We start from the raw sequence: 20,877 nt of genomic DNA, 5'->3' as shown, positions 1-20,877 counted from the left end.
CGCGCGTTGTGGTGAGGTGGATCTCACTGTGCCCCTAGACTGCCGGGCGGCGCCCAGCCGGGCGCGCGAGAGGAGACCGCACGTGAAGGCTTGCCCCAGGCCACCTGGCCTACGACGACGAACGTCCGTGGTCGGTGCCCTTCTGGGCATGCTGCTGGCCCCCCTGCTCGTGCTGGGCCTGGGTGCCTCGTCGGCCCACGCCGGCGTGGCGACCCTGTGCCTGGCCCAGCCCGGCCAGAGCGCCTGCGTCAGCGGCACGGTCGGCAACCGCACCAACCCCGTCGAGGGCGCCGAGGTGGTGCTGCGCGACGAGGCCGGCACGGAGGTCGACTCGATCACGACCGCCGCCGACGGCAAGTACAGCTTCCAGGTCACCGAGGCGGGCGACTACTTCCTCTTCGTCGACCCCGAGTCGCTGCCCGACGACGTCGAGATCATCCCGCCGGCCCCGCGCTTCCAGGAGGACGACGGCAGCATCCGCGTCCCGGTGAAGCTGGGTCGCACCACCGCTCCCGACCTCGAGGTCCGCTCGGTCGACTACGACGCCGACGGCGCCGGCTTCGGCGACCAGATCGTGCAGAGCATCGCCCAGGGCCTGCGCCTGGGGCTGCTGCTCGCCCTGGCCTCGGTCGGTCTGTCGCTGATCTACGGGACGACCGGCCTGTCCAGCTTCTCGCACGCCGAGCAGGTGACGCTGGGCGGCATGGTGGCCTACGGCCTGGTCAACGTCGCCGGCCTGAACCTGTGGCTGGGCATCCTGCTGACCACGCTCATCTGCGGCAGCACCGGCTACGTGCAGGACCGCCTGATGTGGCAACCACTACGACGGCGCGGGCTCGGCCTGACCCAGATGATGATCGTGACGATCGGTCTGGCGCTCGCGGCCCAGTACGCCTTCCAGTTCTTCGTCGGCGCCTCGCAGCAGAAGGTCGTGGTGCGCACCTTCGACGTGGTCGAGATCGGCCCGGTGCGGATGACCGACATGTCCTTCGTGGCCATGGGCGTCTCGCTCGTCGCGATCGCGATCGTCGGCTTCGTGCTGCTGCGCACCCGCATCGGCCAGGCCACCCGCGCGGTCTCCGACAACCCCGCGCTCGCCGCGGCCTCCGGCATCGACGTCGACCGGATCATCCGCCTCGTGTGGATCGCCGCCACCGGCCTCGCCGGCCTCGGCGGCGTCTTCTACGCGCTCGTGGTCAGCAACGGCATCCGCTGGGACACCGGCATGCAGATCCTGCTGCTGCTCTTCGCCGCGGTGACGCTGGGCGGTCTCGGCACCGCCTTCGGCGCCTTCGTCGGCGCCATCATCATCGGTCTCGTCGTGGAGCTCGCCGGGCCGCTGGGCGCGCCCGGTGACCTCAAGTACGCGGTGGCGCTGGTCATCCTCATCCTGCTGCTGATGGTCAGGCCCCAGGGCCTGCTCGGACGCGCCGTCCGAGTCGGCTGAGAAGGAGCCTGCAGATGAACGAGTTCCTCGGAATCCTCGATGCCGTGGTCGGCGAGGCCATCTCGCCCGACACCGCGGCGGTCGCCATCGCCGTCATCGGCCTGAACATCCACTTCGGCTTCACCGGCCTGCTCAACATCGGCCAGGCCGGCTACATGCTGCTCGGTGCCTACGGCATGGCCATCTCGATCACCTACGACATCCCGCTGGCCGTCGCCGTGCTGATCGGGCTGGTCGTCTCGGTGCTGTTCTCGCTGATCCTGGGTCTGCCCACGTTGAAGCTACGAGGCGACTACCTGGCCATCGTGACGATCTCGGCGGCGGAGATCATCCGCTACACCGGCCGGCTGGCCGCGTTCGAGGACTTCACCGGTGGTTCGCAGGGCATCTTCGGCAAGGACTACCAGGGTCCCTTCATGGACCTGTCCTTCTTCGGCAGCGGCAGCTTCGACCTGCTGCCCCTGAACTACCGCGACGCCGGCGGCGGCGCGGCCCTCCGGGTCGTGGGCCTGCTGGTGGCCGTGGCCGCGATCGCCGGCATCGTGGTGATCGCCAAGCGGATGAAGGCGGCTGACGGCGAGGCCCCCAAGGTGGGCACCACCGCCACCCCGAAGCTCATCATGGCCGCCCTCGGCGTGGTGCTGTTCCTGGCGCTGTTCTTCTCCTTCCCGCAGACCGAGCCCCGCACCAGCGTGGACGGCTGGTGGGTGCGCGTCGTCGCCTGGTCGCTGGTCGGCGTCTCGTGCCTCATCGTCTTCCTGCTGGTGCGCAGCCCCTGGGGCCGCCTCCTGCGCGGCATCCGCGAGGACGAGGAGGCCATGCGCAGCCTCGGCAAGAACGTGTTCGCGATCAAGATGCAGGCGCTCATCATCGGCGGCATGTTCGGTGCGCTCGGCGGCATGGTCTACGTGCTGACCGGTTCGGTGCAGGCCGACTCGATGGGTCGCCAGCTGACGTTCTTCGCCTACACCGCACTGCTGCTCGGTGGCGCCGCGACGATCTTCGGCCCGGTCCTGGGCTCGATCATCTTCTTCTCCGCCCGCATCCTGGTGCGCGAGCTGTCGGGCGCCTACGTGCCCAACAGCATCATGAGCACCCAGCAGACCGAGCAGTTCTCCTACGTCGTCGTCGGTGTGGCGTTGGTGCTGCTGGTGATCTTCCGACCACAAGGCATCCTTGGTAACAAGAGAGAGCTGCGCTTCCATGTCTGAGCCCACGACCAACCCGCACGCGACCGCCACGGCCACCGGCCCTGGAGGCCTCGCGGACCCGGCCGAGCGTCGGGCCCTGATGAGCGGCGTCGTCCAGGAGCCGGGCGCGGCCAAGCCCGACCCGATCCTGACCGTCGACCGCATCACCCGGCACTTCGGTGGCATCACCGCCGTCGACGTCGAGCACCTCGAGGTCCAGCGCGGCCTGATCACCGCGCTGATCGGCCCCAACGGCGCCGGCAAGACGACGTTCTTCAACCTCATCACCGGCTTCGACAAGCCCTCGTCGGCCGGCAAGGGCGCCCACTGGTCCTTCAACGGGGCCAAGCTCGACAAGACCTCGGCGCCCAAGGTGGCCAAGGCGGGCATGGTGCGCACCTTCCAGCTCACCAAGGCGCTGAGCCGGATGACGGTGATGGACAACATGATGCTGGGGGCCAAGGACCAGACCGGCGAGAGCCTGGCCAAGGCCATGTTCAAGCCGCTGTGGCACTCCCAGGAGGGCGAGGTGCGGGCCAAGGCCGAGGAGCTGCTGGCCCGCTTCAAGCTGCTGGAGAAGAAGGACGACTACGCGGGCAGCCTCTCCGGCGGTCAGCGCAAGCTCCTCGAGATGGCCCGGGCGCTGATGACCGACCCGACCATGATCATGCTCGACGAGCCGATGGCCGGCGTGAACCCGGCCCTGACCCAGTCGCTGCTCGGCCACATCCAGAGCCTGCGCGACGAGGGCATGACCGTGCTGTTCGTCGAGCACGACATGCACGTCGTGCAGCACATCTCCGACTGGGTCGTGGTGATGGCCGAGGGCCGCATCGTCGCCGAGGGGCCGGCCGACACGGTGATGGCCAACCCCGCGGTGATCGACGCCTACCTCGGCGCGCACCACGACACCGACCTGGGCGACGACGACCTGCTCAGCGACGAGGTCGTCAAGGAGCTGCACCACGAGGCCGACGAGGAAGAGGCGGCCCGACGGGACGCGGACAAGGGGAAGCGATGACCACCCAGACGAACGCCGAGCTGCCGCCGGGCGTGCCTGCCGGCTCGCGGCCCGTGGTCGAGGCCAAGGACCTGGTCGCCGGGTACCTGCCCGGCGTCAACATCCTCAACGGGTGCAGCCTCACCGCCTACCCCGGCGAGATGATCGGCATCATCGGCCCCAACGGTGCCGGCAAGTCGACCCTGCTCAAGGCGATGTTCGGGCTGGTGAAGATCCACTCCGGCACCGTGCACCTCGGCGAGCGCGACATCACCAACATGCGCGCCAACCAGCTGGTGCAGATGGGCGTCGGCTTCGTGCCGCAGACGGAGAACGTCTTCCCGTCGCTGACCATCCAGGAGAACCTGCGGATGGGGATCTTCCTGCGCCCCAAGAAGCTCCGCGAGCGCCTCGACGCGATGTGGGACCTGTTCCCCAACCTGCACGAGCGCAAGGACCGCAGCGCCGGCGCCCTGTCGGGTGGCGAGCGGCAGTCCCTGGCCATGGCCCGCGCCCTGATGATGGAGCCGTCGGTGCTGCTGCTCGACGAGCCCTCCGCCGGCCTCTCGCCGGTGCGCCAGGACGAGACGTTCATCCGCACCCGCCAGATCAACAAGACCGGCGTGTGCGTGGTCATGGTCGAGCAGAACGCACGCCGCTGCCTGCAGGTCTGCGACCGCGGCTACGTGCTCGACCAGGGCCGTGACGCCTACACCGGCGGCGGCCGCGAGCTGGCCAACGACCCCAAGGTCATCGAGCTCTACCTGGGCACGTTGGCCAAGGAGGTCGGCAAGGAGTAGCGCCCTCGCGCACCGCACGACGTACGTCGGACGGCCCCGGACCACTGGTCCGGGGCCGTTCGCACGTCCGCACCCGGGCACGCCCCCCGTTCCTGTTCCCGGGCCGCACCGGCGGCGGCAGGCGGCGCTCCCGTGCACCGCAGCGGGCAGCGAGCCGCGGGCACGAGGGCGGTGCGTCGGCAACCGTCCTGCTGACGGGTTCGGTTGTCAGCGCACCGCTGGGTACGTGCCGCCGGGTCAGCGGTGCGCCAGCAACCGAGGAGGGGTGAGGAACGGTTGCTGGAGCACCGCTGGGGACGACGAAGGGCCCCGCACCAGGTTCGGTGCGGGGCCCTCGTCGTACGAGCGTCAGGGGGTCAGGACTGCTTCTGGCCCTCGACCGTGGCGGTCAGCTCGTTCTTGTTCTGGTCGTTGAAGGTGTAGATGCCGACGAACGCGGAGGACGGGTCGTTCTCCTCGTCGATCGGGCCGATGCCCGAGGGGCCGACGTAGCGGATCTCGTTGCCCTCGTCGAGCATCTCGGTGCACTCGGCGTAGGAGGTGCACTCCTCGCCGTCGGTGGCGCCCGACACGGCAGCGAAGTTCTGCTGCACGGTCTCGGAGTCGGTCGCACCGCCCTTGTAGGCCGCGAGGGCCGCGAGGATGGTGGCGTCGTAGGACTCGGCGGCGTACGCGAAGTCGGTCAGGCCGTCACCGAAGGCGAACTCGTTCCAGGCGACCAGGCGGTCCTTGAAGTCCTGGGCCGCGTCGGCACCGGGGATGGTGCCCTGGGCGCCGGTGAGGGTGCCCTCCTCGAAGTCCTCCGAGTAGTCGGCGGTGTTGCCGTCGGAGAAGTAGGTCGCCGACATGTCCCAACCGGTCGAGGCGAGCTCGGGCACGATGGCCTTGGTCTCGTCGAAGGCGAGGATCACGATCGCGTCGGGGTTGGAGTTGACGGCCGCGGAGACCTCCGAGGAGAAGGTCGTCTGACCGGCCGGGAACTCGTCGCCGTCGCCCTTGCAGCCGTAGGTGCACTCGCCACCGCCGGCCTCGACGGTCTCCTGGACCACGTCACGCAGACCCGTGCCGTAGGTGTCGGAGAAGACGATGAAGGCGATCTTCTGGAAGCCGTCGGAGGAGATCAGCGAACCGAGGGCGTTGCCCTGGATGCCGTCCGGCGGGGCGGTGCGGAAGTAGAAGTCGCTGTAGCCGCTCAGGTCGACCGCGGTGTTCGCGGGGGAGACCTGGGTGACCTTGGCGGCGGTGAGGCGGTCCACGAAGTTCAGCGAGACGCTGGAGGAGGCCGCGCCGATGACGACCGAGGCCTCGTCCTGGATCAGCTTGCGCGCCGAGGCGGTGCTGATGGACAGGTCGGTGGTGTCACCGGAGTCCTCGATCTGGTGGCAGGCCGGCGCGCCGTTGACGCCACCGGCGGCGTTGATGTCGGAGACGGCCATCCCGACGCCGGCGACCTCGGGCGGGCCGAGGAACGCGAGGTTGCCGGTCAGCGGCAGGATGCCGCCGGCCTTGAAGGTGTCAGCGTTCGAGGAGCCGTCGGCGCACTCGTCGTTGGTGAACTCGTCGTCAGCAGGAGCCGCCGAGTCGCTCGCCTCGCTGGTGGTCTCGGTCTCGGTGGCCTCCGTGTCGGAGTCCTCCGAACCGCAGGCGGTCAGCACCAGGCCGAGGGCGGCGGTGCCGGCCATGAGCTTGACCCAGTGGGATGTCGTCGATCGATTCACGTGGTGAACCCTTTCCTCAGGTGTGAGTGCCTTCACCGGTGCCCGACCCCCGGAGGTTGGGCGCAGCACGGTCACGGTAGACCCAGCAGGGTGTGAGTCGTGGCACACCGGAGGAGCGTTGCCGAATCGTGACGTGATCGGGGGAACACCGTCACCGGACGGCCGCCGCCACCTGCACCAGCAGGGGAGCCACCAGCAGGGCCGGCAGCAGGTCCGAGACCGCCACCTCGCGGATGCGCAGCAGGCGCAGCGCCACGCCGACGAGCACCAGGCCGCCCACCGCGGTGACCGCTGCCAGGTGGGCGTCGGGGAGCAGGTCGCCCAGCCCCAGCCCCGCCAGGGTCAGCCCGCCCTGCACGACCACGATGGTGAGCACCGAGGCCGCGACCCCCCAGCCGAAGGAGGCAGCGAACGCGATCGCGGCGAAGCCGTCGAGCACCGACTTGAGGAAGAGCTGGTCCGCGCCGTTGCCGAGCCCGTCGTTGAGGGAGCCCAGGATCGTCAGAGGCCCGGTGCAGAAGACCAGGGAGGCGATGACGAAACCCTCGACGAAGCGCTGCCGGTCCACGGAGCCGGCGCCGCCGGCCATCCGTCGCTGCAGCCACCGGCCCAGCCCCTCGATGCGCTGCTCGAGGCGCAGCAGCGACCCCGCGATCCCGCCCAGCAGGACCGAGCCGAGCACGATCAGCATGGGCGCGCTGTCGCCCACCTCGGCGGCCAGCGCGGGGGAGAGGACCTCGACCGCGGCCGTCGCGGCGATCAGCAGCGTGACGAGACCGAGCCCGTCGGTGACCAGCTCACGGGTGCGTTCGGGCAGCCGGTGGCCCAGCAGCACGCCGAGCACGCAGCCGATCAGCACTGTGACGACGTTGACGGCCGTGCCCACTCCTGGGACCAGCAGCGGGAGCGGCAGGAGCAGCAACGGGTTCAACGCGATCCTCGGGCGGACGTCGGCCCGGCGTCCGGGCGGGATTAAAAGTGGTCTCGTCCATGCGACAGCACGGCCTGCAGGAGCGTAGTCTCGCCCGGTCGGGGGCGCCCACGTGGGCGCCACAGGTGTGCGGCGGTCCGGAGGGGCGTGCGGGATGAGTCGGAGCTCGATCACCCTGCGTTCTGCGAGCGAGCAGGACGCGCTGTTCCTGGCCGAGCTGTGGGCCGAGCACCTGCGGCGTGGCGACCGCGAGGAGCAGGTCGCCGACCTCGAGCGGGTCATCAAGGAGGCCGCCGCCTCGCCCGAGCAGCGGCTGCTGGTCGCCGAGCACGACGGCCGCCCCGCGGGTGCGGTGCTGCTGCGCGTGGCCACGCTGAGCCCGACCAACCTCGAGCCCGTGGTGCAGTGCTGGACGCCCACGGTCGTGGCCCACCTGCGCCGCCACGGCGTGGGCCGCACCCTGGTCGAGGCCGCTGTCGCCTGGGCCGAGGACCTGGGCATCCCCCATGTGGTGACCGCCGCGTCGGCGGGCTCGCGCGACGCCAACCGGTTCATGGCCCGCCTGGCGCTGCGTCCGCAGGCCGTGCTGCGCGTGGCCGCGACGCCGGCGATGCGTGCCAAGGTCGAGGCGCAGCGCCGGCCTGCGACCGCAGCCGCTCGGCGCGCGGGCAGATGCTGGCCGCGCGGCGCTCCCTGCGCCGCCAGCAGGGTGCCGGCTAGAGACCGACGCGCTCGCGCGGCACCAGCGAGCAGGTGATCCGCGAGGTGCACACGCGCTTGCCGCGCTCGTCGGTGATGACGACGTCCCACGTGGCGCTGGTGCGCCCGAGGTGGGCCGGGGTGGCGACACCGGTGACGGTGCCGCTGGTGGCCGAGCGGTGGTGGGTGGCGTTGATGTCGACACCGACCGCGACCCGGTCGGGGTGGGCGTGCAGCGCGGAGCCGATCGAGCCGAGCGTCTCGGCCAGCACCACCGAGGCGCCGCCGTGCAGCAGGCCGTAGGGCTGGGTGTTGCCCTCGACCGGCATCGTCGCCACGACCCGCTCGGTGGAGACCTCGACGAGCTCGACGCCCATCTTCTCGTTCAGCCCGCCCATGCCCTGGGGCATCATCGCGACGTACTGCTCCACGTCCATCTGCGCACCGGCGCCGGCACCCGTCTCGCTCATGGCCACAACCTATCGAGGCGGCGTCGGCGGCAGCGGCTAGGGTCGCCCCGTGCCCGAGACGACCTCGCCCGCCCGCCCGCGGCTGCTCCTCCTGGACGGCCACTCCCTGGCCTACCGGGCCTTCTTCGCGCTCCCGGTGGAGAACTTCTCGACCTCGACCGGTCAGCACACCAACGCGGTGTACGGCTTCACCTCGATGCTCATCAACGTGCTGCGCGACGAGCAGCCCACGCACGTGGGCGTCGCCTTCGACGTCTCGCGCCAGACCTTCCGGATGGCGGAGTACTCCGAGTACAAGGCCAAGCGGGCCAAGACCCCCGGCGAGTTCTCCAGCCAGCTGCCGCTGATCGAGGAGGTGCTCGACGCGCTGCGCATCCCGTTCCTGAAGAAGGACGGCTACGAGGCCGACGACATCATCGCCACCCTCGTCACCCAGGCCCTGGCCCAGGACCCCGACATGGAGGTGCTGATCCTCACCGGCGACCGCGACTCCCTCCAGCTGGTCACCGAGCGCTCCACGGTGCTCTACCCGATGCGCGGCGTCTCCGACCTGGCGCGGATGACGCCCGAGGCGGTCGAGACCAAGTACGGCGTGCCGCCCGAGCGCTACCCCGAGCTGGCCGCGATCGTGGGGGAGACCTCCGACAACCTGCCCGGCGTGCCGGGCGTCGGCCAGGGCTTCGCGGCCCGGTGGATCAACACCTACGACGGCCTCGACAACGTCATCACCCACGCCGACAAGATCACCGGCAAGAAGGGCGAGGCGCTGCGCGAGCACCTCGGCGACGTGCTGCGCAACCGGCGGCTCAACGCGCTGGTGCGCGACCTCGACCTCGACCTGGGTCCCGGCGACCTGGCGCTGCGGCCGTGGGACCGCCAGGAGGTGCACACGCTCTTCGACGGCCTGGAGTTCCGGGTGCTGCGAGACCGGCTCTTCGAGACCCTCAGCTCCGAGGAGGTCGTCGAGGGCGACGGCTTCGAGCTCGAGGGCGCGCGACTGGCCCCGGGCGAGGTGGCGGCCTGGCTGGCCGAGCACGCCGTCGAGCGGGTCGGGGTCACGGTGCAGGGCACCTGGCGGGCCGGCAGCGGCGAGGTGCACTCACTGGCCCTCGCAGCCGACGACGGCACGGCGGCCTGGTTCGATGCCGCGGAGGTCACGCCCGACGACGACGCGGCCGTCGCGGCCTGGCTCGCCGACCCCGCGCGGCCCAAGGTGCTGCACGACGCGAAGGGGCCGATGCTGGCGCTCGCCGCACGCGGGTGGGCGCTGGAGGGCCTGCAGTCCGACACGGCGCTCGCGGCCTACCTGGTGCGCCCCGACCAGCGCTCCTACGACCTCGCCGACCTGGTCCTGCGCTACCTCAAGCGCGAGCTCAAGCAGGGCGGCGCCGACGACGGCCAGCTGAGCCTCGACACCCTCGACGCCGGGCTCGACTCCGGTCTGGAGGGCGCCGGCGACTCGGCCGCGCACACCGCGATGCTGCACGCGCGCGCCGTGCTCGACCTCGCCGAGGCGCTCGACGGCGCGGTCGCCGAGCACGGCGGCACCGAGCTGCTGGCCAAGGTCGAGCTGCCGCTGGTGCACCTGCTGGCCCGCATGGAGGCCACCGGCATCGCCGTGGACAGCGAGCACCTCGAGTCGCTGGAGTCGCACTTCGCCGGCGAGGTGCGCGCGGCCGCGGAGGCGGCGTACGCCGTCATCGGCAAGGAGATCAACCTCGGCTCGCCCAAGCAGCTGCAGGTGGTGCTCTTCGACGAGCTGGCGATGCCCAAGACCAAGCGCACCAAGACCGGCTACACCACCGACGCCGACGCGCTGCAGTCGCTCTACGTCAAGACCGAGCACCCGTTCCTGCTGCACCTGCTGCGCCACCGCGACGTGATCCGGCTGCGCCAGACCATCGAGGGGCTGCTCAAGACCGTCGCCTCAGACGGGCGCATCCACACGACCTTCAACCAGACCATCGCGGCCACGGGTCGGCTCTCCAGCACCGACCCGAACCTGCAGAACATCCCGGTGCGCACCGAGGAGGGGCGCCGCATCCGCGAGGCCTTCGTCGTCGGCGAGGGCCACGAGTCGCTGATGACGGCCGACTACAGCCAGATCGAGATGCGGATCATGGCGCACCTCTCCGAGGACGCCCTGCTGATCGAGGCGTTCCGCTCGGGTCGCGACTTCCACTCGATCACCGCGGCGCGGGTCTTCGACATCCCCGCCGAGGAGGTCGGCACGGAGGAGCGCGCCAAGATCAAGGCGATGAACTACGGCCTGGCCTACGGGCTCTCGGCCTTCGGCCTGGGCCAGCAGCTCGGCATCGAGCCGGCCGAGGCCCGCGGGCTCATGGACGAGTACTTCGAGACCTTCGGCGGCATCCGCGACTACCTCGGGGGGATCGTCGACGAGGCGCGGCGCACCGGTTACACCGAGACCATCGAGGGCCGGCGCCGCTACCTGCCCGACCTGACCAGCGACAACCGCCAGCGCCGCGAGATGGCGGAGCGGATGGCGCTCAACGCCCCGATCCAGGGCTCGGCGGCCGACCTGATCAAGATCGCGATGCTGCGTGTGCAGCGGGCCATCGACGAGACGGGGCTGGCCTCGCGGATGCTGCTGCAGGTCCACGACGAGCTCGTCCTCGAGGTGGCCCCCGGCGAGCGGGAGGCGCTCGAGGCCCTCGTGCGCCGGGAGATGGGCGCCGCCGCCGACCTCACCGTGCCGCTCGACGTCTCGGTGGGCACCGGGCGCAGCTGGCACGAGGCCGCGCATGAGCCGTGCCGGGCGCGCCGGGCGGGCCGGCCCCGCCGGTTCGGGCCGGCTCAGCGTGAGATTCGGGCCGGGTCGGCGTGAGATTCAGGCCGGGTCGCGCAGGCGGTGCAGGCTCAGCGCCAGCAGGGCGGTGAAGAGGGTCGCGTCGACCGCGATCACCACCAGCACCAGCGAGCTCAGCGCGCTGGTGGAGGCCGCGAGCGCCACCAGCACCAGCACCGCCAGCCAGACCAGGTACGCCGAGCGGGTGCCCTGGCGGGCCAGCACCGAGTAGACCAGCAGCTGGAGCATCGCCAGCAGGGTGCCGACGACGGCGAAGAGCCACAGGCGCGACTGCACGTCGACGTACTCCTGGCCGCCGACGAAGACCATGGCCAGGCCGCTGAGCAGCCACGCGCCGAGCGTGGCGACGACGCCGAGGACGGCCACCAGCGCGAGGCTGCGCAGCAGCGCGAGGCGGCGCTCCTCGACCGTCGACATCGACGGGAAGGCCACCACCACGACGAACTGGGGCAGGAACAGCACCGCCTTGGTGAGGATCAGCCCGGCGGCGTAGAGGCCGGCGTCGTGGTCGTCGAGCACGTTGCGCGCGACCACGATGTCGGCGTTGGAGAGCACGAAGAAGGCCAGCAGGGCCAGCGAGGCGGTGACCGCCTCGCCCGCGACCGGCCGCGGCGCGTGGACCTCGCTGTGGGCCGCCTCGTCGCGCGGGCGGCGCAGCGCGACGTAGCCGATGACGGCCGGCACGAACATCGCCAGCATCACCCCCAGCATGGCGGCGGTCTCGGTGGGGGAGACGAGCAGGCACAGCGTGCCGACGACGACCCGCGGCACGCCCATGCCGAGGTAGACCATTCCCAGGGGCAGCCAGCGGCGCTCGCCCTGCAGGATGCCGGCCTGGCCACCCATCACCGTGAGCGGGACGGCGGCGACGGCGAGGAGCAGCGCTGGCACGATGTCGTCGAGGCGGAGCATGACCATGACGACGGGGGAGAGCAGCAGCATCAACGCGCCGAGGCCGAGCGCCGCGCGGTACGTAACACCCAGGACGACCCGCTCAATCTGGGCGACGTGCTCCGGGTCGGCTGAGATGCGGCGGGCGCCGGTGGCCTGCAGCCCCAGCTGGAGTACCGCGACCACCATCAGGAGCGCCATCAGCGGGGCGAGCACGCCGTAGTCGGCCGGGCCGAGCAGGCGGGCCGAGATCATCTGGAACGCGTAGGTGGCCACGTTCATCACGCCCATGGCCACCGCGATGCCGGCGCTGCCGCGCAGCAACGCACGCGCACGCGTCGACGCGGGGCTCACGCGGCGGGAGAGCTCACTGATCGGCACTGGCCGAGCCTACGGGGTGCATACGCCCCATCGGCCCGGACCGACGGTCGAGAGTCGGTGTGCACAAGATCACAACTTGTTACTGGGAAGTTGCGTGAACGACTGTGACGTGTCGTACATTGTGCCGGTTCTCGTGACTGTGGGAGGGACCGAGGACGCCGGGCCGCGCTTGAGCTGCCCCGGCTCATCATCGTCTGGGAGGGCGGCGCTCGCATGCGCACAACATTTATGACCGGAGCGTCCTTGGCGCTCGTCGCGGGACTCGTGGTGGTCCTGAGCGGGGCCTTCGGCCTCGAGCTCGAGTCGGCTGCGCTGCTGGGCGCAGCGCTGGGCGCGGTCGTCGCGCTCGTCCCTGATCGCACGCCGTTGGCACGGCTGGGCGGCTTCGTCGCCGGCTTCGTCGTCGCCTTCGTCGGCTACGCCGTCCGCGCCCTGGCGCTGCCGGACTCCACGGCCGGCCGCGCCGTCGTCGTGGTGCTCGTCGTGCTCCTGTGCGTCGCGGTCACCGCGGCCAGCCTGGAGCGCCTGCCCCTGTGGTCCACGCTGCTGGGAGCCGCGGCAGTGGCCGGTGGCTACGAGTTCACCTTCGCCGCCGCCGTCCCCGAGATGGCCACGACGTCGGTCTCGACGGCGACCACGTTGCTGCTCAACATCGCCATCGGGTTCACCGCGGCCGCGTTCGTCGCGCCCGGCCACCCGCCTCGGCGCCACGCCACCACGGCCTCGACGGCCACGACGGACACCACGCCGACCACCCGCCTGGGTGAGCTGATGACGGAGAAGACCCTGTGAGCCCCATGAACCGTTTTCCCACGAAGGTCCTCGCCGGCACCGCCGTGCTGGCGGTCGGGGTCCTGGCCTCGGCGATGCCGGCCACAGCCGCCGGCACCGACGCCGAGGTCCGCGTCGTCAACACCGAGACCGTTCAGGTCTACCTCTCGCCGACCGGCGAGGTGGAGACGAAGCGGATCTACGAGCAGCTCTCGCTCACCGGGTCAGGTGACGTGCAGCTGTCCAACCCCGTGGCCCCTGACGGGGTGCGCAACCTCGACGGCTTCGGCGGGTGGGACGTCGAGGACGGCGTGCAGACGCTCGAGACCACCGTCGATGGCGAGCAGGAGCTCCGCTCGGTGAGCGACTTCCAGGGTGACCTGCCGCTGACGATCTCGGTGGACTACCAGCTCGACGGCGAGTCCGTGCAGCCCGGCGACGTCGTGGGGGAGTCCGGTCGCCTGGACGTCACCTACACGGTCGAGAACACCACTTCGGCCCCGCAGGAGGTCAGCTACGACGATGGGAACGGTGGCACCGTCACCAAGACGGTCGACGTCGCGATCCCGGTTGTCGGCTCGTTGACCACCGTCGCACCCCCGAACTTCAAGAACGTCAGCTCGGACCAGGCCAACCTCGCCGGTGACGGTCAGGGCGGCACCAAGCTCTCGTTCACGATGACGCTGTTCCCGCCGATCGGGTCGACGACCGCGACGTTCGGCTACTCGGCCGACATCACCGAGGGCGTGGTCCCCCGTGCCGACATCTCGGCGCTGCCGGTCAACCCGCTCAACGTACCGACCTTCGCGTCGGCGGCCGAGAGCTACCAGGGCGGCGCCGACACCGGCATCGAGCTGACGGAGGGCGCCACCACGATCGACAGCAACCTCCTCCAGCTGCGGGACGGTGCGGCCGACCTCCTGAGCGGGCTCATCCAGCTCAACGACGGCGCCGATCAGCTGCGCGCAGGCCTCGTCGACGAGGCCGCTCCAGGAGCCGGTCGCCTGGCCGACGGCGCCAGCGACCTGCAGGACGGGCTCGGCCGGCTCGACGACGGTGCGCGTCAGCTCGCGGGCGGCACCGGCGACCTCTCGGCGGGGGCGGCTCGTCTCGGCGCCGGTACGGGTTCGGCCCTCGAGGGCAGCAAGGACCTCAGCGCCGGGCTGTCGCAGATCAGCGACGGGCTCGGCCAGCTGGCGGATGCCCAGTCGGGTCTGCCGGCCGCGGCCGCCGGAATCCAGGCCCTCAAGGCGGGCGTGGACACCATCCTCGTCAAGGTCGGCACCACGACCCAGGCCGACACCCTGGTCGGTGGGCTGGCCGCCCTCGATACCGGGCTCGGCACCGCCAAGGACGGGTCGGCCCAGGTGCGCGACGGCATCGCGTCGCTCGCGGCCGGTCTGCCGGTCGCCAAGGGCGGGGTCGACCAGGTCCTGGCCGGTCTGCAGGGCGGGTCGGGCAGCACGACGGCCGCCCTCACCGGGATCGGCCAGAAGGTCGGCGCAGCGCTGCAGACGGCCGGCTGCCAGGCCGAGCCTGTCTGCGCGACCCAGCTGAGCGAGGCCCTCGCGGCGCTCACCAGCCTGGGCGGCACGCTCAGCACGAGCCTCGGTCAGGCGGTGGCGGGTCTCACCGCCGTGTCCGGCGGGCTCAAGTCCGCCATCGACGGTGTCAGCCTGCTGGCGCCCGGCAGCGAGAAGCTGGCCACCGGCGTCGCCGAGGCCGAGGCCGGTGCGGGCAAGCTGCTGGCGGGAAGCCAGGAGCTGAAGGCCGGCTTGGGCGAGGTCCGGCAGGGCCTGGTCGACCTCGCCGAGGGTGTGCAGAGCGCCGTCGGCGGCATCCAGGCCCTCGACAGCGGGGCTCTCGACGCCGCGGCAGGCGGCCGGGAGCTGTCGTACGGCCTCGGGCAGCTCGATGCCGGCGCCGGTGACCTCGTCGCCGGGGCGCGTCAGCTGGACGACGGCGCCGGACAGCTGGCCCAGGGCGCGGGTGACGCCGCCGCGGGCTCGCAGCAGCTGGCCTCCGGTGCCGACGAGCTCGCCAACGGGCTCCGGGGTGCGGCCGACGGTTCCGGCCGGCTCGCCGAGGGTCTCGAGCAGGCGGCGGACGGCGCACCGGCGCTCGTCGACGGCGCCCAACGGCTCTCCGACGAGGGCACCAAGAAGCTCGTCGCGGCCGGTGAGGCCACCTCGCAGGACTACGGCGAGCTGGTGGCCGTGATGAACGCCGGCGCCGAGCGTGCCGACGCCGAGGAGATGGTCTTCGGTGCGCCGGACGGTGCCGTCGGGCTGGCGGCGTACAGCTTCGTCGTCGAGGGCGAGGACGGTGAGGGTGGCCGCAACCTGGTCCGGGGTCTGGGTGGTCTCGTGGTCCTGGGCACCGGCGCCGGGGTCCTGGCCGCACGCCGCCGCTTCGTCTGACCCAGCACGTCACAGGGGCCCCGCACCGTCGACACGGTGCGGGGCCCCTGCGCTGGGGGGCCTACCTCAGGTCGGCGACCAGGATCGCTGTTCCAGGGGTGTAGCGACCCCGCACGCCCGACCAGCCGCCCCACACCCGCTCGTGGTGCTCGGGCCACTCCGGCTCCAGGAGCCGGGTCAGGGCGAAGCCCGCGCCCGACAGCAGGCCCACCCAGTCGCCCAGCGTCCGGTGGTGCTCGACGTAGGACACCTCGCCGGAGGCGTCGTCCACCTCGACGTACGGCGTGCGGTCCCAGTAGGACTGCGAGGCCACCAGGCCCGCCTCGCCGGGGTCGTCGGGGAACATCCACCGCGTCGGGTGGGTGATCGAGAAGGCGAAGCGACCGCCGGGGCGCAGCACGCGCGCCGCCTCGTCGACGGCCACGCCGATGTCGGCCACGAACTGCAGCGCGCCGAAGGAGCTGAAGACGACGTCGAACGAGGCGTCGCGGAAGGGCAGCGCGGTCGCGGTCGCCAGGACCGAGGGCACCGCGACGTCGGTGGCGACGTCGATGCGGCGCGAGTGCTGCAGCTGGCGGTGCGACAGGTCGAGGCCGTAGGAGCGCCCACCGGCCGCCCGCACCCAGCGCGAGCACTGCCCGGCGCCCGAGCCGACCTCGAGCACGTCGCGTCCGTGCAGGTCGCCGAGCACCCCGGCCTCGGCCTCGGTCAGCCCCTCGGGGCCCCAGACGAACCCGACGTCACCGAGGAACTCGCCGTGCGTGGCCTGGTAGTCGTCGGCGTAGCGGTCCCAGTCGGGTCCGTTGGCGCGGCGTGACTCCTGCTCGGTCACGGCGCGGCGCTCGGCGCGCACCGGTGCCTGCGGCGGGTGGTCGCGGGAGTCGGGGGAGACCGGGGGGCGTCCCGGGGCCGGGCTCGTCACGGGCCCAGCGGGGTGGGCTTGCGCCGCGACATCGGCAGCCGCCCGGCCAGGTCGCCCAGGGGACCCACCGCACGGCCCAGCGCGTCGGCGGAGGCCGAGAGGGTCGGCACCACCGCGGCCAGCTCGGCCAGCCGCGGCTGGATGGCCTCGAGGGTGGCGCCGAGCTGCACCAGCTGGTCGAGCGTGCCGCCCTCGTCGAGGAGCTTCTCGATGAAGGAGTCGTCGGTGAGCAGCCGGTCGGCCAGGCCGCCCGGTCGCAGCACCCGGTCGAGGACGCCGTCGGCGGCCACGACCCTCTCCAGGGCGCCGTCCTCGGCGAGCAGCCGGTCCAGCGCCCCGCCGGGTGCCAGCAGCCGGTCGACGGGGCCGCCCTCAGCGAGCAGCGCGTCGACGACCCCGTCGCGCTGGAGCATCCGGCCCAGCGGGCGGTCGGGGGCGACCAGCTCGTTGACGGCACCGGCCAGGCGCATCGGCCCCTGCTCGTCGGTGAGCAGGTCGGTCAGCTGCTCGGCGTAGCCGCGCTCACCGATCACCCGCAGCAGCAGGTCGGCGTACCCGCCCGGGCGGCGCAGCGGCCCCTCCGGCGAGGCGAGGACGCCCAGGGCGAGGGTGGTGCGGGTGGCGGCGACCCCGACACGCCACGGCAGCAGCGCGGCGTCGAGGAGGACGGAGGGCAGTGGCATGGGGCAACGGTACGGTCCCCGGCGCCCGCTGGGGCGTCGACGTGGCAGCATCCACGGCGTGGACCACCCCGACTCTCCCGGCGACCCGGCCTTCGCCTCGCTGCGACCCCTCGAGGGCGGCTGGTCGGGGGAGACGTTCGTGGCCGAGGCGGGCGGCGAGCGCACCGTCGTGCGCATCTACTCCGGGCGCCGTGGACCCGACGCCCCCGCGGTCGACGCGGCGGTGCTGGCGCACGCGGCCGGTGTGGTGCCGGGGGTGCCCCCGGTGCTCGAGGTCCGGCGAGCCGACCCCGACCAGGGCCTCCCCGGGCTGCTGGTGACCGGGTTCCTGCCCGGCGAGCGGGGCGACCTGGTGCTGCCCCGGCTCGACGACGCCGGCGCGGCGTCCGCGGGTGAGGCGCTGGGTCGGGTGCTCGTCGCCCTGGCCGGCGCCGTGCTGCCGCGCGGGGGCGCCTTCGTCGACGCCGCGCTCACCATCGGCCCCCACCCGGCGCCGTACGACGTCGACGGCCTGGTCGAGCTGGTCGAGGTGCTGGTGGCGGCCCCGGGGTCGTGGCTGCCGGCGCTCGGGGCCGCGGGGCTCGACCGCCTGGCCGGGCTCGCCCGGGACGCGCAGGACCTGCTCGACGAGGTGCCGCAGCACTGCCTGGTGCACAGCGACCTCAACCCCAAGAACCTGCTGCTGCGCGTGCCCGACGAGCAGGACGCCCCGGTCGAGGTGACCGGCGTCCTCGACTGGGAGTTCGCGCACGCGGGGAACCCCTTCACCGACCTGGGCAACCTGCTGCGCTTCGAGCGGCGCCCCGCGTTCCACGACGCCGTGGTGACGACGTACGCCGCCCTGCGCGGGGTCGAGGCCGACCGGGCGCTCGAGCTGGCCCGGGCCGCCGACCTGGCGGCCCTGGTCGAGCTGGCCTCCCGGGCCGGGCAGAACCCGGTCAGCGACCGTGCCGCGGCGCAGCTGGGCGCGGTGGTCGCCAGCGGCGACCTGGACGCCCAAACGGGCACGTGGCGCTGAGCGCCACGTGCCCGTCCCGCCCCGCCATGGTGCGGTCTGGAAGGGGGACCGGTCTCAGCCGGTCACCCCTCGCGCGGCAGTGCCGCGCGGGTAGTTTGGCGTGCTCCCGGGGTCGAGGGGGTCGCTGCCGGCAGCGACCTCCTTGCCGTCGTTGGCGCCGCCGCCGTCGGTGTCCTTGTCACAGGGGTTGGTCTTGTACTTCTTGATCTCGCGCTTGTCGGTCAGGCCGTCCTTGTCGGTGTCCTTCTTGCGCGGGTTGGTGGGGCACTTGTCGTAGCGCTTGTTGGCCAGGCCCTTGATCTCGCGACGGTCGTTGAGACCGTCCTTGTCGGTGTCGGCCTTGTGCGGCTTGGTCTTGAACCGCTTGACCTCGCGCCCGTCGTTGAGGCCGTCGCCGTCGGTGTCCTTCTTCAGCGGGTCGGCCTTGGTCTCGAAGACCTCGAAGCCGTCCTTGAGCCCGTCGTCGTCGGTGTCGGGGTCGAGCGGGTCGGTCGAGAACGCGTTGACCTCGTCGCCGTCGTCGAGCTGGTCGCCGTCGGTGTCGGGGTCGAGCGGGTCGGTGCTGTGGTCGTTGACCTCCTCGCCGTCGAGCAGCTTGTCGCCGTCGGTGTCGGGGTTGGTCGGGTCGGTGCCGAGCAGCAGCTCCTCGGCGTCGGTCAGGCCGTCCTGGTCGGTGTCGAGCGGTCCACCGCTGCCGGTGTCGTCGTCCCCGGCGTCGTTGGGGTCGGTGCCGGCCGCGACCTCGTCACCGTCGTTGACGCCACCGTCGTCGCTGTCGGGGTCGGTGGGGTCGGTGGGCTCGTTGCCGTGGGCGTCGTTCTCCGAACCGGTGACCTCCTCGCCGTTGGTGAGCCCGTCGGCGTCGGCGTCCTCGTCGAAGTCGGAGGTGCCGTCGCCGTCGGTGTCGGGGTCGTTGGGGTCGGTGCCGGTCTCGTTGATCTCCTGGCCGTCGGTGAGCCCGTCGTCGTCGGAGTCGGCGTCGTCGGGGTCGGTGGGCTCGTTGCCGTAGCCGTCGTTCTCCGAGCCGCTGGTCTCCTCGCCGTTGGTGAGGCCGTCACCGTCGGAGTCGCCGTCGGGGTCGGAGGTGTCGTCACCGGCGTCGTTGGGGTCGGTGGCCGGGTCGGCCCCCGTCTCCTCGCCGTCGCTCGAGCCGCCGTCGTCGGTGTCGGCGTCGTTGGGGTCGGTGGGCTCGTTGCCGAAGGCGTCGTTCTCCGAGCCGCTGGTCTCCTGGCCGTCGGTGAGCCCGTCGTCGTCGCTGTCGGCGTCGGCGGGGTCGGTCGGCTCGTCGCCGAACGCACCGTTCTCGGAACCGGTGACCTCCTCGCCGTTGCTGAGCCCGTCGGCGTCGGCGTCCTCGTCGAAGTCGTTGGTGCCGTCGCCGTCGGTGTCGGGGTCGTTGGGGTCGGTGCCGGTCTGGTCGACCTCCTGGCCGTCGGTGAGCCCGTCGTCGTCGCTGTCGGCGTCGGTGGGGTCGGTGGGCTCGTTGCCGTAGCCGTCGTTCTCCGAGCCGGTGACCTCCTCGAGGTTGGTCAGGCCGTCGGCGTCGGCGTCCTCGTCGCCGTCGGGGGTCCCGTCACCGTCGGAGTCGGGGTTGCCGGGGTCGGTGCCGATGACCTCCTCGACGTCGTCGGTCAGGCCGTCGCCGTCGGAGTCGGGCGCGGTGCCGCAGGTGACGCCGCCGGCAGGGGCGGTGACCTGGGCGGCCATCGGGAAGAGGTCGATCTCGGCGACGTCGATGAGGCCGCCCAGGGTCACCTTGAGGTGCAGCGCGGTGGCCTCTGCGACGACATTGGTGGCGGTCTTCTCGCTCACGACGAGCTCGCCGGCCGAGAGCTCGAGGAGCATGCCGGCCTCGGGGGGCAGGCTGGCGGAGCCGTCGGCGAGGTCGACCACCTCGCCGCCGATGGCGACCAGCGGGGCGGTGTACGTCGCCTTCGTGCCCTCCGCCGTGCCGTCGCTCTCGACGACGAGCTCGGGGGCGGTGAGCACCTCGACGACCTGCTGGCCGCCGATCGAGAGGTCGACGGTGCTGCCGACGACGCGGCTGACCACGGTGCGCCCGCCGTCGGGCCGGCCGTTGGCGACCAGCTTGGTCGACTGCGAGGTGGCGGCCACGCCGGGCAGCTGCACCAGACCGAGGAGGTCGACGTCGGCGGTGGAGACCGTCGAGGTGGTCAGGGGCACGGTGCCGGGCAGGCACAGCCCGCTGTCGAGGAAGCGGGCGTGGGCCGAGGCGTTGGAGACGCCGACGCCCAGCGGGCCGAGCAGGTCCGGAGGGATCAGCGAGTCGGTGGTGGGCGCGTCGTTGGAGGGCGGCGCCTCCTGGTGGGCGTCGGCCAGCACCGCGTCGAGCTCACCGAGCGGCAGCGCCGTGAGCAGCGAGCCGTCGATGTTGCGTGCGTCGGCGACGGCCCGGGGCGCGCTGGCGCTGACCGTGCCGGTGACCTGCGCGACGCCGGCGTCGACGGCCGAGACGCCGGCGAGCGGCACCGAGAGCGCCGTGACGTGGGCGACCTCGCCCGTGGCCGAGGAGGTCGCGGTCACGGGGACGGGCAGCGGGTCGGCCTGGGCCGCGGGGACCGCGACCAGGGAGTAGAGAGCGGCGGTCGACAGGCCGACGCCGAGGGTCAGTGGACGGCGTAGCCGCGTCCGGGGGGAGGACGTCATGGGGGGGGTCTCCTGAGAAGGTGGCGGGGCTGCCGCAGC

Annotated in this window: 16 protein-coding genes; 9 read left to right on the top strand and 7 right to left on the bottom strand. The window is 72.2% G+C overall.

The window, feature by feature from the left end:
• The first annotated feature begins 148 nt into the window (after nt 1-148).
• From H0S66_RS19460 to H0S66_RS19445, 4 genes are read left to right on the top strand one after another with little or no spacing between them, the layout of a single operon-like run.
• On the top strand, nt 149-1,447 hold the full coding sequence (locus H0S66_RS19460) for an ABC transporter permease subunit (protein ID WP_179616829.1): 1,299 nt from the start codon (nt 149-151) through the stop codon (nt 1,445-1,447).
• A 14-nt stretch (nt 1,448-1,461) separates the two neighbouring features.
• Nucleotides 1,462-2,658: a branched-chain amino acid ABC transporter permease gene (locus tag H0S66_RS19455; protein ID WP_179616828.1), complete on the top strand. Its 1,197-nt coding sequence runs from the start codon at nt 1,462-1,464 to the stop codon at nt 2,656-2,658.
• Nucleotides 2,651-3,658 carry an ABC transporter ATP-binding protein gene (locus H0S66_RS19450; protein ID WP_179616827.1) on the top strand — a complete coding sequence of 336 codons (1,008 nt, stop codon included), beginning with the start codon at nt 2,651-2,653 and terminating at the stop codon, nt 3,656-3,658. The genes H0S66_RS19455 and H0S66_RS19450 overlap by 8 nt, the downstream gene beginning before the upstream one ends.
• Complete coding sequence (locus H0S66_RS19445; protein WP_179616826.1) at nt 3,655-4,437, top strand: ABC transporter ATP-binding protein; 783 nt, start codon at nt 3,655-3,657, stop codon at nt 4,435-4,437. Before H0S66_RS19450 ends, H0S66_RS19445 begins: the two co-directional genes overlap by 4 nt.
• A gap of 356 nt (nt 4,438-4,793) precedes the next feature.
• Here the strand turns inward: H0S66_RS19445 and H0S66_RS19440 are convergent, their stop codons facing one another.
• Together H0S66_RS19440 and H0S66_RS19435 are read right to left on the bottom strand one after the other, a co-directional pair.
• Nucleotides 4,794-6,155 carry an ABC transporter substrate-binding protein gene (locus H0S66_RS19440; protein WP_218876381.1) on the bottom strand — a complete coding sequence of 454 codons (1,362 nt, stop codon included), beginning with the start codon at nt 6,153-6,155 and terminating at the stop codon, nt 4,794-4,796.
• A gap of 151 nt (nt 6,156-6,306) precedes the next feature.
• Nucleotides 6,307-7,086, bottom strand: coding sequence for a DUF554 domain-containing protein (locus H0S66_RS19435; RefSeq protein WP_246305185.1), 780 nt, complete (start codon nt 7,084-7,086; stop codon nt 6,307-6,309).
• A 154-nt stretch (nt 7,087-7,240) separates the two neighbouring features.
• Here H0S66_RS19435 and H0S66_RS19430 point away from each other — a divergent pair, with 154 nt between their 5' ends.
• Nucleotides 7,241-7,843: a GNAT family N-acetyltransferase gene (locus tag H0S66_RS19430; RefSeq protein ID WP_258017006.1), complete on the top strand. Its 603-nt coding sequence runs from the start codon at nt 7,241-7,243 to the stop codon at nt 7,841-7,843.
• Here the strand turns inward: H0S66_RS19430 and H0S66_RS19425 are convergent.
• On the bottom strand, nt 7,803-8,255 hold the full coding sequence (locus tag H0S66_RS19425; RefSeq protein ID WP_179616824.1) for a hotdog fold thioesterase: 453 nt from the start codon (nt 8,253-8,255) through the stop codon (nt 7,803-7,805). The two genes, H0S66_RS19430 and H0S66_RS19425, sit on opposite strands and share 41 nt — an antisense overlap.
• Nucleotides 8,256-8,304: 49 nt before the next feature.
• Between H0S66_RS19425 and polA the strand changes: the two genes are divergently transcribed.
• Nucleotides 8,305-11,103 (top strand): DNA polymerase I, encoded by a 2,799-nt coding sequence (gene polA, locus H0S66_RS19420; protein WP_180923694.1) that lies wholly within the window; start codon nt 8,305-8,307, stop codon nt 11,101-11,103.
• A 3-nt stretch (nt 11,104-11,106) separates the two neighbouring features.
• Here polA and H0S66_RS19415 read toward each other — a convergent pair whose 3' ends face one another.
• The gene (locus tag H0S66_RS19415; RefSeq protein WP_258017005.1) at nt 11,107-12,357 is read right to left on the bottom strand and encodes a lipopolysaccharide biosynthesis protein; all 1,251 of its coding nucleotides are present in this window, start codon (nt 12,355-12,357) and stop codon (nt 11,107-11,109) included.
• 228 nt (nt 12,358-12,585) lie between these two features.
• On the opposite strand from H0S66_RS19415, the gene H0S66_RS19410 reads away from it, so the two are divergent.
• Nucleotides 12,586-13,149, top strand: coding sequence for a hypothetical protein (locus tag H0S66_RS19410; RefSeq protein WP_179616822.1), 564 nt, complete (start codon nt 12,586-12,588; stop codon nt 13,147-13,149).
• 5 nt (nt 13,150-13,154) lie between these two features.
• A complete protein-coding gene (locus H0S66_RS19405; RefSeq protein WP_179616821.1) occupies nt 13,155-15,548 on the top strand; it encodes a YhgE/Pip domain-containing protein in 2,394 nt (797 codons plus the stop codon).
• A 61-nt stretch (nt 15,549-15,609) separates the two neighbouring features.
• Here H0S66_RS19405 and H0S66_RS19400 read toward each other — a convergent pair whose 3' ends face one another.
• Together H0S66_RS19400 and H0S66_RS19395 are read right to left on the bottom strand one after the other, a co-directional pair.
• Entirely contained in the window at nt 15,610-16,470 is an 861-nt protein-coding gene (locus tag H0S66_RS19400) for a class I SAM-dependent methyltransferase (RefSeq protein WP_338037223.1), read from the bottom strand.
• Nucleotides 16,467-17,153 carry an ABC transporter gene (locus H0S66_RS19395; RefSeq protein WP_179616820.1) on the bottom strand — a complete coding sequence of 229 codons (687 nt, stop codon included), beginning with the start codon at nt 17,151-17,153 and terminating at the stop codon, nt 16,467-16,469. Before H0S66_RS19395 ends, H0S66_RS19400 begins: the two co-directional genes overlap by 4 nt.
• Before the next feature lie 58 nt (nt 17,154-17,211).
• Between H0S66_RS19395 and H0S66_RS19390 the strand changes: the two genes are divergently transcribed.
• A complete protein-coding gene (locus H0S66_RS19390; RefSeq protein WP_179616819.1) occupies nt 17,212-18,171 on the top strand; it encodes a phosphotransferase family protein in 960 nt (319 codons plus the stop codon).
• A gap of 54 nt (nt 18,172-18,225) precedes the next feature.
• Here the strand turns inward: H0S66_RS19390 and H0S66_RS20795 are convergent, their stop codons facing one another.
• Nucleotides 18,226-20,838 (bottom strand): hypothetical protein, encoded by a 2,613-nt coding sequence (locus tag H0S66_RS20795; RefSeq protein WP_179616818.1) that lies wholly within the window; start codon nt 20,836-20,838, stop codon nt 18,226-18,228.
• Nucleotides 20,839-20,877: the final 39 nt, after the last annotated feature.

The sequence above is a fragment of the Nocardioides marinisabuli genome (assembly GCF_013466785.1).
GTDB classification, from domain to species: domain Bacteria; phylum Actinomycetota; class Actinomycetes; order Propionibacteriales; family Nocardioidaceae; genus Nocardioides; species Nocardioides marinisabuli.
Note: the sequence above shows the minus strand (reverse complement) of the source record. Positions and strands in the feature narration are given on the sequence as shown.

Coding starts and splice junctions, on each gene's coding strand:
- H0S66_RS19460 (WP_179616829.1), top strand. CDS start 149: ATGCTGCTGGCCCCCCTGCTCGTGCTGGGCCTGGGTGCCTCGTCGGCC.
- H0S66_RS19455 (WP_179616828.1), top strand. CDS start 1,462: ATGAACGAGTTCCTCGGAATCCTCGATGCCGTGGTCGGCGAGGCCATC.
- H0S66_RS19450 (WP_179616827.1), top strand. CDS start 2,651: ATGTCTGAGCCCACGACCAACCCGCACGCGACCGCCACGGCCACCGGC.
- H0S66_RS19445 (WP_179616826.1), top strand. CDS start 3,655: ATGACCACCCAGACGAACGCCGAGCTGCCGCCGGGCGTGCCTGCCGGC.
- H0S66_RS19430 (WP_258017006.1), top strand. CDS start 7,241: ATGAGTCGGAGCTCGATCACCCTGCGTTCTGCGAGCGAGCAGGACGCG.
- H0S66_RS19425 (WP_179616824.1), bottom strand. CDS start 8,255: ATGAGCGAGACGGGTGCCGGCGCCGGTGCGCAGATGGACGTGGAGCAG.
- H0S66_RS19410 (WP_179616822.1), top strand. CDS start 12,586: ATGACCGGAGCGTCCTTGGCGCTCGTCGCGGGACTCGTGGTGGTCCTG.
- H0S66_RS19405 (WP_179616821.1), top strand. CDS start 13,155: ATGAACCGTTTTCCCACGAAGGTCCTCGCCGGCACCGCCGTGCTGGCG.
- H0S66_RS19395 (WP_179616820.1), bottom strand. CDS start 17,153: ATGCCACTGCCCTCCGTCCTCCTCGACGCCGCGCTGCTGCCGTGGCGT.
- H0S66_RS20795 (WP_179616818.1), bottom strand. CDS start 20,838: ATGACGTCCTCCCCCCGGACGCGGCTACGCCGTCCACTGACCCTCGGC.